Here is a 14,075-nt window from a genome sequence, read left to right as displayed (position 1 = left end):
CTTCGAAGGCATTCGTTGTCCCTTCCTTGGTCCAGACTGTCATAGTCGATGGACCACTCAGAAGGGGGCAGCTCACGACGGACCTACCAATGCGGGAGGCGAGATTGTCCAGCCAACCCCTGCTTTGTACTGACCAATACCGGACATACCGATTGCCATCGCTTCTTCGAGATGGCGTTGGTTGATGCTCGGCCAATTGGGATTCCTACGCTTGACCTCTAGGTCCGGTAGCTCGCCGCCTTCGTTAATGAGCCACCACGTCATAAAGATCTCCACCGCCGTCGGGTAGCTTTCGGCGAAGACCGCCATTGGATCGTTGCCGGTCGCAGTAATCTGGTAAAGGTGCATCTTTCATCTCGCTTCGTTGACGATGAAAGCACCATGCACGACGAGAGGTCGGGAAGCGGGTGGGCAATAGCTCTAGAACCCCCTGAGAACCCCTCTAAGCGCATTCTAGCAGCCTAACGACCCTGTAAGGCTTCGATGAACCGCGCACGTCTGAGCGCCCCGTATGAACGCCTTCTGCCGATGGGGCGGGGGAGCTCACCGCCACAGGAGGTATAGCGTTCCGTAAGAAGATCTTAATCTAACTATCACTTATGAACGCTAGGGCAGTCTCGACGAACCCGACGTCTTTGACACCGGCTGGCCCGCCGAAGGTGGCTAGTCGCTCGTCGTGAATGTCGGTGATGTTATCGATCGTCAGCTACGCAGGCTCAATGACCAAGATACGCCAGGGTGTTCTTGTACTTCTCGTTCATCGCCTTCCGAAGCGCCTTGCGATCGACGTCCAGCCGAGGGCGAGCTTCGAACTCTTGCCGGTCTGCGGGAATACGAACGGTCTGCACTGGAGTCGCTTTCTGATTGCGTAGACGTTGCATTTGAAATGCGTCTCGAGACCATGGGTGTCAACCGACGGACGGATCTTATTCAGGCCTTCCCGTAATCAATGCCCAGAAGGCGCGAGCGCCCCCAGTCATTGCTCGGGACATCGTGAGACGTCGTTCCGATAGCCGAGGATCTGCCTTTCGAGAGGCCTTGAACAAATAGTCGACGTACCCCGCAGTGTGGCGCGTGAAAGGCACACCGTGCGTTGCTCGTGGAACATTCTCGTAGCCCCTGATACCGTGACCAGCTGCTCGACTGACAGCAATCATGATCTTTTTATCGTCATCTATCTCGTAGCTCGCCGCTCCGCCGTGGACGTGCAAGTAAGTCGGACCATGACGCGGGCTCCATCCCTCAATCACGAAGAACCAATCGAGGTTCGGTCGAACCCTCCGATCAAACTCACGCCGGATACGGTCACGCATCATAATCCGCGGATCACGACCCTCGGATAACCATCGGGATTCGAGCTTAGGATGAATACGGATATTGAATGTTTGAAACGACCATTCATGCATGACCATGACAGCCATCTGAACCTTCATCCAACGAGAAAGGTCGTCCCAGGCTGGCATTGCCCTCCCATCCGGCTGCGTTTCTACCGGAAACAGGTTTACAGTCGCGTGCCGCCTCTCCCCGAGCTTCCCAACATATACTGATAGCGGCTCAGACGGCATACGCAGGATACGTCGTAGAGAATGCGCTTGCGCCGTTCGGACCCGCAGAAATCTCAGGATTTTTCGATCGCGTCGTAACCGAGCTGCTTCGAGAGAACGCGCCGCTCTGATTCCACTTTTTCGACCGGTCATACTGCTACAGCAACTGCTACATAACACCGCTACAACACAACAGCTAAGGTGTTGTTTTTAATAGGTATTTTTAGAATGGCTGGGGCGGCAGGATTCGAACCTACGAATGCCGGTACCAAAAACCGGTGCCTTACCGCTTGGCGACGCCCCAGCGACCGCGGGTTGCGCGGTGGAGCGAGGCACTAGGGGGATTGGCGTTGTCATGCAACCGGGTTTGTGCGGGAAACCTGTCCGCTCTGGGTCGTTGAGGCGGGGCACAGCCAAGAAGGAAAGCCGATGTCGACCAAGAGCCCCGCCGAAATCCGCGAAGCCATGTGGAAGGCGATGGCGGCCAGCCCCTATGTGATGCTCGGGCTGACCGGCAAGCACCAGCATTCTGAACCGATGTATGCGGTGCTCGACGAAGACGCGCACAGCGAATTCTGGTTCTATACCAAGCGCGACAACCGCGCGGCCGAGGGTGGCTCGGCGATGGTGCAGTTCGTCGCCAAGGGCCATGACCTGTTCGCCTGCATCGCCGGCACGCTGACCGAGGAAAGCGACCCCGCCGTCATCGACAAATATTGGTCGAAGCAGGTGGAAGCCTGGTACGAACAGGGCCGGCAGGACCCGTCGTTGCTGATGCTGCGCTTCGACCTCGACAGCGCCGAAATCTGGGAAACCGACCAGTCGCTGCTCGGCAAGCTGAAGATGTTCACCGGCCAAACGATCAAGGGCGGCGACGAAGCCGGCAGCCACGCCAAGGTCGACGTCTGATACGAAAAGGGCGGGGGTTCGCGCCCCCGCCCCGCCTCGCTCCAACGGCAGTTCGATCAGCCGTTGTGGCGGACGATCCATTCCTCCAGCACCGGCGCGATGCGGTTGCGCCATTTGGAGCCGTTGAAGATACCGTAATGGCCGACTTCGGGGGCCATGTGATACTGCTTCAGCTCGTCCGACAAGCCGGCCGCCAGCGTCAGCGCGGCGCGGGTCTGACCCAGCCCGGAAATATCGTCGCGCTCGCCCTCGATCGCCAGCAACGCGGTGTCGGTGATCGCGCCCGGATCGACCGGACGGCCGCGATGGCGCATCGTCCCTTCGGGCAGGGCATGGGTCTGGAACACGATGTCGATCGTCTGGAGATAAAATTCGGCGGTCATGTCGCACACCGCGCGATATTCGTCGTAGAAACGCTGGGTCGCGCCGGCGCCTTCGCCATCGCCCTGCACCAGATGCTTGAACATCTCCCAATGAGAGATCATGTGGCTGCCGAGGTTCATACTCATGAAACCGGCAAGTTGCAGGAAGCCCGGATAGACGCGGCGGCCGGCACCCGGATAGGTCATCGGCACGGTCGCGATGACATTCTGTTCGAACCAGGCGTGCGGCCGTTCGGTCGCGAGCGTATTGACCGCGGTCGGCGCCTCACGCGTGTCGATCGGCCCGCCCATCATGGTCAGCGTGCGCGGACGGTTGGGATGTTGGTCCGCCCCCATCAGTGCCGTCGCGGCATAGACCGGCACCGAGGGCTGGCACACCGCCAACACATGCGCGCGAGCATCGCCAGTCTCGCCGATCTTTTCGAGGAACGCGATGACGTAGTCGATATAATCGTCGAGGTCGAAACGCCCGTCGGACGGCGGCACCAGCTTCGCATCGCGCCAGTCGGTGATGTAGACGTCGGCCGACGGCAGCATCCGTTCGACCGTACCGCGCAACAGCGTCGCATAATGGCCGCTCATCGGCGCGACGATCAGCAGCTTCGGTCCGCCTTCGACGCCGTCGCGAACGAAGCGCTTGAGTTGTCCGAAGGGGCGGCGCAGCACGATCTCCTCGCGCACCGCCACCTGCCTGCCATCGACCGTCGTGCTGGTCAGGTCGAAGGCCGGCTTGCCGCGCGGGGCGGCGGCATGGGCGAACACCGCCAGCGCCGAGCCGAGCACCGGACCGCCGCCGAAATAGGCGAAGGGGTTGCTGGGGTTCTGAAGCAGGCCGGCGTTGAAATTCGCCATCGCGCTGGCACCGGCGAGCAACGAGCGTTGCCATTCATAAGCGTCGTACAACATGGGGCACCCCGAGACTGGTCTGACGGGGAACACCCGTACCAGTAAAAATATAGCGATTCGTTGCCATCGGCAACGCTCCGAACGTTGTACGCCATAGCTGACCCTGCGCTGAAAGCGCATGGGCGATACGGAGCACCGCATCCTTCGATACGTGAAAGCAACGAAGCGGCCCGGAGGTTCCCTTTGCGGTCGCCCCCGACAATCGCTAAGCCGCGCGCCATGGCAGATCCGGCCCCCGCCCCCGACCGTTCGAAGATGCTGCCGGCGCTCCGGCTCGTCTGGCGTTTCACCATCCGATACAAGTTGCAACTGGTCGGCGCGCTGGTGTCGTTGGTGACCGCGGCGATTGCGACGCTGTGGATTCCGCGTACCTTTCAAAAGGTCGTCGACAACGGGTTCGCGATGGGCGCGGACCCCGGTCGGATCGGCACCTATTTCGAGGGGCTGCTGGGCGTAGTCGTCATCCTGGCGGTGGCGACGGCCGGGCGCTTCTATTTCGTGTCGTGGCTGGGCGAGCGGACCGTCGCCGACCTGCGACTGGCGGTACATCGCAACCTGTTGACGCTATCACCCGGTTATTTCGAGGAAAACCGCCCGTCCGAAATCGCATCGCGCCTGACCGCCGATACCGCGATCGTCGAAGGGATCGTCAGCACGACGGTATCGGTCGCGCTGCGCAACCTGCTGGTCGGGGTCGGCGGGGTGCTGTACCTCTTCACGCTGCAACCCAAGCTGACGCTGTACCTGATCGTCGGTATCCCGGTGATCGTGCTGCCGATCATGTGGCTGGGCGGGCGGGTGCGCAAATTGTCGCGATCCAGCCAGGACCGCATCGCCGATATCGGATCGGTCGCATCGGAAACGCTGGGCGCGATGAAGATCGTGCAGGCGTTCGGACAACAGGGGCGCGAAGGCGACCGGTTCGAAGCCGCCGTCGATCGCGGCTTCGAAACCGCCAAAAAACGCTTCGCCACCCGCGCGATCATGACCGCGTTCGTCATCGGCATGTTGTTTGCCGCCATCACGCTCATCATGTGGGACGCGGTCAGCGACGTCGCGGCGGGACGGACGACCGGCGGCGCGATCACCGCCTTCGTCCTGACCTCCGCGCTGGTCACCGGGTCGTTCGGCGCGCTGACCGAAGTCTATGGCGACCTGATCCGCGCCAGCGGTGCGGCCGGGCGGCTGGCCGAATTGCTGGCGCAGCGGCCGGTGATCGCCGCGCCGCCACGGCCGGTGGCGCTGCCCGAACCGGCACGCGGCGCGCTGTCGTTCCAGGGCGTCACCTTCCATTATCCGACCCGGCCCGACGTGGCGGCGCTGGCCGACTTCACCCTCGACGTGACGCCGGGCGAGACAGTGGCGGTGGTCGGGCCGTCGGGCGCGGGCAAATCGACGTTGTTCCAGTTGGTCGAGCGATTCTACGACCCGGCATCGGGGGTGGTCGCGGTCGACGGGATCGACGTCCGCGATGCCGATCCCGAAGCGGTGCGCGCGCGGATCGCGATGGTGCCGCAGGAGACGGTGATCTTCGCCGCCTCCGCCCGCGACAATCTGCGCTATGGCCGCTGGGACGCGAGCGACGAACAGCTATGGGCGGCGGCCGAGGCGGCCAATGCCACCAGCTTCCTGCGCGCACTGCCCGACGGGCTCGACACGTTTCTGGGCGAAGGCGGGGCGCGGCTGTCGGGCGGGCAGCGACAGCGGGTGGCGATCGCGCGCGCGCTGTTGCGCGATGCGCCGATCCTGCTGCTCGACGAAGCGACCTCGGCACTGGATGCCGAAAGCGAGCGGCTGGTGCAGGATGCGCTCGACCGGCTGATGGCCGATCGTACGACGCTGGTGATCGCGCACCGGCTGGCGACGGTGCGCGCGGCGTCGCGGATCATCGTCATGGACCATGGCCGGATCGTCGAGACCGGACGGCATGGCGAACTGATCGCGCAGGGCGGGCTGTATGCGCGGCTGGCGAATTTGCAGTTTCACGAGGCGGGTTGAGGGGCTTTCCCCTATCCGTTCGGTTCGAGCTATTACTGCGCCACGGTCGCGCCCGACCCCGGCGCTTTTCCTTATCCGTTCGGTTCGAGCGCAGGTTCGAGCCTGTCGAGAACCGTAGTCGAGAACGGGGTTCCTCAAATGCCGGCGTTCTCGACGGACGCTTCTCGACAAGCTCGAAGCTGCTCGAACCGAACGGATGGGATAACGGTTGGCGCACCTAACCTACGCCACCGCCGCAACCAGTTCCGCTGCCCGCCCCCGCAACTGCGTACTGAGCGTCGTAAGGCCGCCGACCAGCCGCGTCAGCGCGCCGGCCTGATCGCCGATCCCGTCCGCTGCCGGGGCGATGCCGCTGGCCCGCGCATCGATATCGGCACCCGCACCGCGCGCTTCCTCGACCCGCACCGCGATCGCGCGGGTCGTGTCGCGTTCGGCGGCGACGGCAGTTGCGATGGTCGTGGTGATCGCGCCGATCGCGGCGATGGCGGACTGGACCGCGCGCTGTCCGCCCGCCACGTCGTTCAGCAACGCGCGGGCGGCGTCGACGCGACCGGCGATGTCGCCAGCGGCGTGTTCGGTCTGACGGGCGAGCGACTTCACCTCGCCCGCGACAACGGCGAAGCCCTGCCCTGCCGCGCCCGCGCGTGCCGCCTCGATCCCGGCGTTCAGCGCCAGCAAATTGGTCTGTTTGGTGAGGCCGCGGATCAGGTCGAGCATCGCCTCGATCGTGGTCGCGACGTCGGACAGCGACTGGACATGGCCGCGATTGCGGTCGACCAGGTCGCCGGCGTCACGGCGCAGCCGGTCGGCCTGTTCGGTGTCGCGGGTGATGCGTTGGAACGATGCCGACAGCGCGTGGCCGCGCCGTTCGATATCGACCATGCCCTGCGCCGTCTGGTGCGCGGCCGACGCGACCGACATCGCCCCGCCGCGGGTCGTCGCCGCCCGCCGGTCGAGATCGGCGGCGACCTGCCCGATCGCGATGCAGGCCGCGCCGATATCGCCCGACAGCCGCGTGATCCCGGTTTCGAAGGCCTGCGCCGCCTCCCCCACCCGCTGCGCCCGGCTGCGCGCCGCGACCGCCATGTCGCCGTGCCAGCGCGCCGCCATCCGCAACAGCCGCGTCGCATCGAGCAGCCCCGCGAACACCCCGTCGCGGACCAACACGACGCCGTCATCGCTATGCAGCCCGACCAGTTCGGGGAGCGGCGTGTCGGCATCGGCGATCGTCGCCTGCCGTAGCAGCCGCGCGATGCCGCTGCCGAAGCTTGGATTGCCGAGCAGCGCATGGCCGAACGGATTGAACAGCAGTTCGCGGATATCGACCTCGCGCAGCACCCCCACCGGGCGGCGCTGCGCATCCAGCACCGCCAGCAGCCGCAGGTCGTGATGCGCGCGAAACCGGTCGACGATCGCGGTCAGCGTCGCATCCTGCCCGATGGTCAGATGGTCGGTGGTGATAACGGGATCGAGGCGGGAGAGACAGGTCATCGCCCGCACGAAGTAGGTGCCACAGGGTAAACCGGGGGCTAACCGGGCGTGACAGCGCGATGACACGCCCGGTTTTTTTGCAACTTTCCGGGCGTTAGCGCTTGCGCCCCTGATGGCGGATATTGGCGGGGCGGCCGCGGCGCTTGAGCACGCGCGGCGGCGGGCCCTTGCGCCGGTCATGGCCGCTGCCGCCGGCCGACCCCTTGCCGTCCGGCAGTTCGAAGCGCAGCGCCCCCGACACCGGGTTCGCCTCCGCCAGCCGCAGCGGGAGGCGCTGTCCCGCGCTGAACGTCTCGCCGCTATGATCGCCGATCAACGACTGCGAGCTTTCGTCGAAGCGGAAATATTCGCTGCCGAGGTCGCGGGCGGGGACCAGCCCGTCGCCGCCCACGCCCTCAACCGTGGCGAAGAAGCCGAAACTAGCGACGCCGGTGATCCGTGCCTCCATCACCGTGCCGACATGTTCGGCCAGATAGGCGGCGACATAGCGGTCGACGGTCTCGCGCTCCGCCTCCATCGCGCGGCGTTCGAGGCCGCTGATCGCCTCGCCCACCCGTTCCATGTTCGCCGCGTCGTCGGCGGGCAGCGCGCCTTCGCCCAGACCATAGCTGCCGACCAGCGAGCGATGGACGAGCAGGTCGGCATAGCGGCGGATTGGCGAGGTGAAGTGCGCATAGCTGCCGAGGCTGAGGCCGAAATGGCCATGATTCTGCGGGCCGTAAAACGCCTGGGTCTGGGTGCGCAGGATCTGCTCCATCACCTGCGGCTTGAAGTCCGCCTCGCCGATCCGTTCGAGCACATGGTTGAACGTCGCCGGGCGGATCACCTGGCCCAGCGCGAACGGCACGTCGAACGTTTCGAGATAGTCCTTCAGCGCCACCAGCTTCTCACGCGTCGGCGGTTCGTGGACCCGGTACATGACCGGCGCCTTCTTCGCCTCCAGCGCCTTGGCGGCGGCGACGTTGGCGGCGATCATGAAATCTTCGATCAGCCGCATCGAATCCAATCGTTCGCGCGGCGCAACCGACAGGATGCGGCCCTTCTCGTCGAGCACGATCCGCCGTTCGGGCAGATCGAGGTCGAGCGGCTCGCGATGCGCGCGTGCCTCGGCCAGCGCCGCCCAACAGTTCCACAGGGGTTTCAGCGCGCCATCGATCAGGTCGTGCGGCGCTGGCGTATCCTCGACCCCGTCGATCGCCGCCTGCGCATGTTCATAGGCGATGTTGGCGGCAACGCGGATGACGGCGCGGGTGAAGCGCCAGTCCTTGAGCTTTCCGTCCTTCGCGATGGTCAGGTGACATACCAGCGCCGCGCGATCCTGCCCGGCCTTCAGCGAACACACATCGGCCGACAGGATTTCGGGTAGCATCGGCACGACCCGGTCGGGGAAATAGACGCTGTTGCCGCGCGAGCGTGCCGACTTGTCGAGCTCGGAGCCGGGGCGGACATAGAAGGACACGTCGGCGATGGCGACGATCGCGCGCCAGCCGCCGTCATTGTCGTCGCTGTCGTCGGGGCTGGCCCAGACCGCGTCGTCATGGTCGCGCGCGTCGATCGGGTCGATCGCTACGATCGGCAGATGGCGCAGGTCCTCGCGGTCGTCGCCGAGCGGATAGGCGGCGACCTGCTTCGCCTCGGCCAGCACCTCGTCCGAAAACACGTCGGGAATGCCGTGCTTGTGGATCGCGATCAGCGAGAAGCTGCGCGCCTCGAACGGATCGCCCAGCCGCTCGACCACGCGCGCGGTGATGCGCGGGGGGCGGCCGCCCAGCGCCGCCAGCACCAGATCGCCGGGCGCGGCACCGCCGGCATCGGTCACCGGCACTTCGCGGCGCTCCTTCTTGTCGACGCCCTGCAGCCACAGCTTGTCGCCCTCGGCACGCAACACGCCCAGCACCGCTTCGGCGGCGCGGTCGAGCTTCTTCATCGGATAGGCCGCCCAGCCCGATCCGGCCTCCTCGGTCCGCGCAAGGATGCGATCGCCGACGCCCAGCGCGCTGCGCCGCCCGCGTTCGCGAACCCGTACGCGTGGCGGCGGCGTCTCCGCCTCCCACCGCTCTGGTACCGCCCACACATTACCGCCATCATCGACGTCGGCCACGCGCAGCACCGTCACCTTGGGCAACCCGCCCATCTTGTGAAAGGCACGGCCGGGGGCGCTGTCGATCAGCCCTTCATCGGCCATATCCTTTAACAGCGCCTTCAACGTAATCTTCTGCTGCGCCGACAGGCCGAAGGCACGGGCGATCTCGCGCTTGCCCGCCGGGGTGTCGGACGTCTGGATGAAGTCGAGGATCTGCTCGCGGGTGGGCAGGCCGGGCGGCGTTTTGGTGCGTACCATCGTGCAGGACATAGGATGCTCGGCGCGCTAGACCAATGGCGTATTGCCCATGGGAGCCGATCCGCCGCCCGTCCGTTAGCGGCGAAGCATATTTCAACTGGAGACGGACATGGGCATCTTCGAACGCATCAAGACGCAGATTTTCGGGAAGGATGGCGGTCCGTTCGGCGACAATTATCTGGGGAAGAAGAAAGAAGCGCCCGCGCCGCAACCGACGCCGGCCCCCGCCCCGACGCAGCAGCATGCGCCCGCCCCTGCCCCCACGGCGCCCGTCGCGCCTGCGCCTGCACCGGTTGCGCCCGCCGCCCCCGCCGCGCCGCAACCGGTCGATCCGATGGTCGCAATCGAACGGATCGCGCAGCAAAAGGGCAATCCGCCGCTCAACTGGCGGACGTCGATCGTCGACCTGATGAAACTGCTCGATCTCGATTCCAGCCTCGACAATCGCAAGGAACTGGCGACCGAACTCGGTTATACCGGCGCGAAGGACGGCAGCGCCGAGATGAACATCTGGCTGCACCGCGCGGTGTTGCAGGAACTCGGCAAGGCCGGTGGGCAGGTGCCGGAGTCGTTGAAGGACTGACGCTTTTGGGGGAGCCAGGCGAGCCTGTGGCTCGCGCGCTCGCTAGCGAGCGCAGCCCCGCTCCCAGCTACGACTAAGTCTTTGCTGCGCAAAGCCTAAGTCTTCGCATCCCTCTCCCCCTCGGGGGAGAGGGAGTCGGTCAGTAAGCCCGACCAATCAGCACTCGTTCCACGGCCGGCTCCCCGGTGAACACGCACGGGCCGTCGTCGCAGCCGGTCTGGCCGAGCGGCGCGTTGCGGATCGTCAGCTTCAACGCCTTCAGCCGCTGCACGACCTTCTCGAGCGCATCGCCGGTCGGCTTCGACCAGCGGACATCGACCCAGCCGGGATTCTTGATGCCCTCGGCGAAATGGGCCTCGACACCGGCCCAATCATCGACCGGCACGATTTCCGCCCGCAGCCGCTCGGTCGACTGTGCCAGCAGCGTCGCTTGAATATTGGCCAGCGTCTCGCCGATGGCAGCGGCGAAATCGTCCCGCGGCACGACCTGCGAATCCAGCTTGCCATCGGCGCGGTACAGCCGGTCCCGGCGCACCACCGATACATTGCCGCCGGCCATGTCGCGCCCGCCGACCTCGACGATCACCGGCGCGCCCTTCTTCACCCAGCCCCAGCGCTTGTTCGCGGCCTTGGCGAGTTTCAGGTCGAGCAGCGCGCGCACCGGTTCGCCAAGCGCGGTCTGCTTGGCCAGCGACGCCTGCAATTCGCGGCAATAGGCGATCAACGGCTCGTCCTCGGGCGCGTCGCGCAGCATCGGCACAATCACCACCTGCCACGGCGCGATCGCGGGCGGCACGCGCAGCCCGTCATCGTCGCCATGGACCATGATGACCCCACCGATCATCCGTGTCGATACGCCCCAGCTGGTCGTGTTGGCGTGTTCGAACTGCCCCTCGGCATTCTGAAAGCGGATGTTCTGGGCATGGGCGAAATTGGTGCCGAGGAAGTGCGAGGTGCCCGCCTGCAGCGCCTTGCCGTCCTGCATCATCGCTTCGATGCTATAGGTCGCGACCGCGCCGGGGAAGCGCTCATTCTCCGGCTTCTCACCCGCGATCACGTGCAGGCCGAGACAGGTTTCGGCGAACTCGCGATAAACTTCGAGCATCTTGAGCGTCTCGTCGCGCGCCTCGTCCGCCGTGGCATGGGCGGTATGCCCCTCCTGCCACAGGAATTCGGCGGTGCGCAGGAACATGCGGGTGCGCATTTCCCAGCGGACGACGTTCGCCCACTGATTGATCAGCACCGGCAGGTCGCGCCACGACTGGACCCAGCGCGAGAAGGCGGTGCCGATCACCGTCTCGCTCGTCGGGCGCACGACCAGCGGCTCCTCCAGCTTCGCTTCCGGGTCGGGGGTCAGCCCGCCCTTGCCGTCCGCCACCAGCCGGTGATGGGTGACGACCGCCATCTCCTTGGCGAAACCGTCGACATGCTCGGCCTCCTTCTCGAAATAGGAGAGCGGGATGAACAGCGGAAAATAGCAATTCTCATGCCCTGTCGCCTTGATCCGGTCGTCGAGCAGGCGCTGGATCCGCTCCCAGATGCCATAGCCCCATGGCCGGATGACCATGCACCCGCGCACCCCCGATTCCTCGGCCAGATCGGCCTCGGTGATGACGGCTTGATACCAGGCGGCGAAATCCTGTTCGCGCGTGACGTTGAGAGCGTGCTTCATGGACCGCGCGATAGCGGCAAAGGGGGCCGTTCGCCAAGCGGCGATACGCGGCTCAGCCGCCGTGCATGACCAGCGCGACGATAACGATCCATGGCAGGATCGCGATGGCGAGCCAGACCAGCAGGGTCGCGCGCGGGCGCAGCGGATCGCGATCGGCACGGCGCACGATCCGTTCGATCGGAAAGACCTCGATATCGGCTAAACGATGAATGTCCTTGTCGTATTTCATGGGCGATGCTCCGGGATCGACTGCTATCCCCTTGTCTTACCCCCGCTTTCCTTGCCGCTGCGCGTACGCGACCGATCGGCAAATCGCGTGGCCGCGGCAGCACCGCCCGCTCGGTCGCGCTCGGCAGGGCAATCATGGTTAGCGGTTTCTGCCGCTTCTCTCCGGTCGCGACCGCGCAATCTTCGCGCCGGTCCGCATGGGGTGGCGTCGATGCGCGACAGGCTGTAGGTGCGCCCCATGCCCGGCGACCGCGTACTCAAGGGCCTGGCGCTTCGCCTGCTCGCCATCTTCTTCTTGTCCACCATGTCCGCGCTGGTGAAGCTGGCCGAGACGCGCGGCGCGTCGCTGCCCGAGACGATGTTCTATCGCCAGCTGTGTGCGCTGCCGATCGTGCTGGGGTTCGTGGCGGCCGGCCCAGGGCTCAAATCGCTGCGCACGACGCGGATCAAGGGGCATCTGACCCGGTCGATGATCGGGCTCGTCGGCATGGTCTTCACCTTCGGCGCAGTGCTGTTGCTGCCGCTGGCCGAAGCGACGACGTTCCAGTTCACCGTGCCGATCTTCGCGACGCTGCTCGGCGCACTGGTGCTGCGCGAACCTACGGGTTGGCAGCGGTGGAGCGCGGTGCTGATCGGTTTTGTCGGGGTGCTGGTGGTGGCGCAACCGGGCAGTTCGCACGTCCCCCTGTTCGGCGCGTTCGTGGGATTGATGGCGGCGCTGTTCGTCGCGCTGGTCGCGATCGCGCTGCGCCAGTTGCGTGACGAACCGGCGGGAACGACCGTGTTCTGGTTCTCGACACTGACGCTACCGTTCATCGCCTGCGCCTATGCCTTCCACATCCGCTCGCACGACTGGCTGACCTGGGTGAACCTGATCGCGATCGGCATAGTCGGCGGGATGGGCCAGATCGCGCTGACCGCCGCATCGCGCGCCGCACCGGTGGCGACGGTGGTTCCGATGGACTATTCGGGGCTGCTCTGGGCGACCATCTATGGCTGGCTGCTGTTCGGGGTGCTGCCGACGCCGATGACCTGGGCCGGCGCGCCGATCATCATCGCCAGCGGGTTGTTCATCGTGTGGCGTGAACATCGCCTCGGCAAGCAACAGGTGCGCTCGATGGTCGAGGAGGATTAATTCTCGATCTCTCCGCGGACCTGCGCATGGGCGAGCAGCGCAAACAACACGCTGCCGCCGACGATATTGCCGAACAGGACGGGGAAGAAGAAGGCCAGCGCCCCGGCCGGCCCCAGATCGCCGTTTAGCAGCAGCACCCACATCTCGGCCGATCCGGCGACGACGTGCGCAAAGCCGCCAAGATCGATCAGCCCGGTAAGCAGCACGATCAGCGTGACCTTCTGCCCTTCCACGCTCGGCAGGCACCATACGACGCTCGCCAGCAGGATGCCGGATGGAATGCCCGCCAGAAAGCCTTCCATGCCGACATGTTTCAGTACCACGCCGCTGACCTCAACCAGTTCGCGTGCCTGTTCGACTCCGAGCCCACCGAGCATCGCGAAGCCGGCAAAGGCAAAGGTGCCGATCAGGTTGGCAAGCAGCACGATGCCCCATAGCCGGAGCGTCCGCGCCAGATTTCGCGCCGACGGATCGGTCGCCAGCGGCAGCACCGCCGACAGCGTGCTTTCGGTGAACAGCTGCATCCGGCCAAGGATCACAACGACGAACCCGATCGCATAGCCCAGCGACTGGAGCAGCGGCGTCCACGGTCCGGCAGGAACCGCGGTTTCCATCACCGCCTTGCCCAGCAGCGACAGGCCGATCGCGATGCCCGCGGTGATCCCGGACCACATCAGCGAGGCGGCCGGGCGTTCCAGCTCCTCGATGCCCTGTCGCCGCACGACTTCGTGGACGATCAGCGCGGACGCGGCACGGCGATCGTCGACCACCTCCTCCTGTTCGGGATTGAGCGCGACCTTCTGTTCTTCGTCATCGGTATCGGATGCAGCGGGTTGCGGATCGGCCATAGACCATTGGGAACCGCCGGTGGTTGCGGCGGTTCCT

Annotated in this window: 11 protein-coding genes and 1 tRNA gene; 4 read left to right on the top strand and 8 right to left on the bottom strand. The window is 65.4% G+C overall.

Annotated elements, in window-relative coordinates; translation table 11 throughout:
* Window positions 1–72 precede the first annotated feature (72 nt).
* Both ACTHQV_RS12870 and ACTHQV_RS12865 read right to left on the bottom strand, forming a co-directional pair.
* Window positions 73–348: a hypothetical protein gene (locus ACTHQV_RS12870; RefSeq protein ID WP_440490774.1), complete on the bottom strand. Its 276-nt coding sequence runs from the start codon at window positions 346–348 to the stop codon at window positions 73–75.
* 1,425 nt (window positions 349–1,773) lie between these two features.
* A tRNA-Gln gene (locus tag ACTHQV_RS12865) sits at window positions 1,774–1,848 on the bottom strand.
* Between the two features lie 125 nt (window positions 1,849–1,973).
* On the opposite strand from ACTHQV_RS12865, the gene ACTHQV_RS12860 reads away from it, so the two are divergent.
* Window positions 1,974–2,453 carry a pyridoxamine 5'-phosphate oxidase family protein gene (locus ACTHQV_RS12860; protein ID WP_440490773.1) on the top strand — a complete coding sequence of 160 codons (480 nt, stop codon included), beginning with the start codon at window positions 1,974–1,976 and terminating at the stop codon, window positions 2,451–2,453.
* Window positions 2,454–2,509: 56 nt separating this feature from the next.
* Here ACTHQV_RS12860 and ACTHQV_RS12855 read toward each other — a convergent pair whose 3' ends face one another.
* Window positions 2,510–3,742, bottom strand: coding sequence for a polyhydroxyalkanoate depolymerase (locus tag ACTHQV_RS12855; protein WP_440490772.1), 1,233 nt, complete (start codon window positions 3,740–3,742; stop codon window positions 2,510–2,512).
* Window positions 3,743–3,961: 219 nt separating this feature from the next.
* Between ACTHQV_RS12855 and ACTHQV_RS12850 the strand changes: the two genes are divergently transcribed.
* Window positions 3,962–5,740, top strand: coding sequence for an ABC transporter transmembrane domain-containing protein (locus ACTHQV_RS12850; protein ID WP_440490770.1), 1,779 nt, complete (start codon window positions 3,962–3,964; stop codon window positions 5,738–5,740).
* A 222-nt stretch (window positions 5,741–5,962) separates the two neighbouring features.
* Here the strand turns inward: ACTHQV_RS12850 and ACTHQV_RS12845 are convergent, their stop codons facing one another.
* Both ACTHQV_RS12845 and ACTHQV_RS12840 read right to left on the bottom strand, forming a co-directional pair.
* A complete protein-coding gene (locus ACTHQV_RS12845; RefSeq protein ID WP_440490768.1) occupies window positions 5,963–7,231 on the bottom strand; it encodes a methyl-accepting chemotaxis protein in 1,269 nt (422 codons plus the stop codon).
* Between the two features lie 94 nt (window positions 7,232–7,325).
* Window positions 7,326–9,572 carry a ribonuclease R family protein gene (locus ACTHQV_RS12840; RefSeq protein WP_440490766.1) on the bottom strand — a complete coding sequence of 749 codons (2,247 nt, stop codon included), beginning with the start codon at window positions 9,570–9,572 and terminating at the stop codon, window positions 7,326–7,328.
* A gap of 109 nt (window positions 9,573–9,681) precedes the next feature.
* Here ACTHQV_RS12840 and ACTHQV_RS12835 point away from each other — a divergent pair, with 109 nt between their 5' ends.
* A complete protein-coding gene (locus ACTHQV_RS12835; RefSeq protein ID WP_440490765.1) occupies window positions 9,682–10,155 on the top strand; it encodes a DUF3597 domain-containing protein in 474 nt (157 codons plus the stop codon).
* Between the two features lie 139 nt (window positions 10,156–10,294).
* Here the strand turns inward: ACTHQV_RS12835 and ACTHQV_RS12830 are convergent, their stop codons facing one another.
* The gene (locus ACTHQV_RS12830) at window positions 10,295–11,827 is read right to left on the bottom strand and encodes an aminoacyl--tRNA ligase-related protein (protein ID WP_440490764.1); all 1,533 of its coding nucleotides are present in this window, start codon (window positions 11,825–11,827) and stop codon (window positions 10,295–10,297) included.
* Between the two features lie 52 nt (window positions 11,828–11,879).
* Window positions 11,880–12,056: a hypothetical protein gene (locus ACTHQV_RS12825; protein WP_440490762.1), complete on the bottom strand. Its 177-nt coding sequence runs from the start codon at window positions 12,054–12,056 to the stop codon at window positions 11,880–11,882.
* A gap of 237 nt (window positions 12,057–12,293) precedes the next feature.
* Between ACTHQV_RS12825 and ACTHQV_RS12820 the strand changes: the two genes are divergently transcribed.
* Window positions 12,294–13,190: a DMT family transporter gene (locus ACTHQV_RS12820; RefSeq protein ID WP_440490761.1), complete on the top strand. Its 897-nt coding sequence runs from the start codon at window positions 12,294–12,296 to the stop codon at window positions 13,188–13,190.
* Here the strand turns inward: ACTHQV_RS12820 and ACTHQV_RS12815 are convergent.
* A complete protein-coding gene (locus ACTHQV_RS12815) occupies window positions 13,187–14,038 on the bottom strand; it encodes a formate/nitrite transporter family protein (protein WP_440490760.1) in 852 nt (283 codons plus the stop codon). The genes ACTHQV_RS12820 and ACTHQV_RS12815 overlap by 4 nt on opposite strands.
* Window positions 14,039–14,075 lie beyond the last annotated feature (37 nt).

It is taken from the genome of Sphingomonas sp. SAFR-052 (assembly GCF_051965015.1).
Taxonomy (GTDB): domain Bacteria; phylum Pseudomonadota; class Alphaproteobacteria; order Sphingomonadales; family Sphingomonadaceae; genus Sphingomonas.
This window is presented reverse-complemented; position numbering and strand designations above follow the sequence as displayed.

Coding starts and splice junctions, on each gene's coding strand:
- ACTHQV_RS12870 (WP_440490774.1), bottom strand. CDS start 348: ATGCACCTTTACCAGATTACTGCGACCGGCAACGATCCAATGGCGGTC.
- ACTHQV_RS12860 (WP_440490773.1), top strand. CDS start 1,974: ATGTCGACCAAGAGCCCCGCCGAAATCCGCGAAGCCATGTGGAAGGCG.
- ACTHQV_RS12855 (WP_440490772.1), bottom strand. CDS start 3,742: ATGTTGTACGACGCTTATGAATGGCAACGCTCGTTGCTCGCCGGTGCC.
- ACTHQV_RS12850 (WP_440490770.1), top strand. CDS start 3,962: ATGGCAGATCCGGCCCCCGCCCCCGACCGTTCGAAGATGCTGCCGGCG.
- ACTHQV_RS12845 (WP_440490768.1), bottom strand. CDS start 7,231: ATGACCTGTCTCTCCCGCCTCGATCCCGTTATCACCACCGACCATCTG.
- ACTHQV_RS12840 (WP_440490766.1), bottom strand. CDS start 9,572: ATGGTACGCACCAAAACGCCGCCCGGCCTGCCCACCCGCGAGCAGATC.
- ACTHQV_RS12835 (WP_440490765.1), top strand. CDS start 9,682: ATGGGCATCTTCGAACGCATCAAGACGCAGATTTTCGGGAAGGATGGC.
- ACTHQV_RS12830 (WP_440490764.1), bottom strand. CDS start 11,827: ATGAAGCACGCTCTCAACGTCACGCGCGAACAGGATTTCGCCGCCTGG.
- ACTHQV_RS12825 (WP_440490762.1), bottom strand. CDS start 12,056: ATGAAATACGACAAGGACATTCATCGTTTAGCCGATATCGAGGTCTTT.
- ACTHQV_RS12820 (WP_440490761.1), top strand. CDS start 12,294: ATGCCCGGCGACCGCGTACTCAAGGGCCTGGCGCTTCGCCTGCTCGCC.
- ACTHQV_RS12815 (WP_440490760.1), bottom strand. CDS start 14,038: ATGGCCGATCCGCAACCCGCTGCATCCGATACCGATGACGAAGAACAG.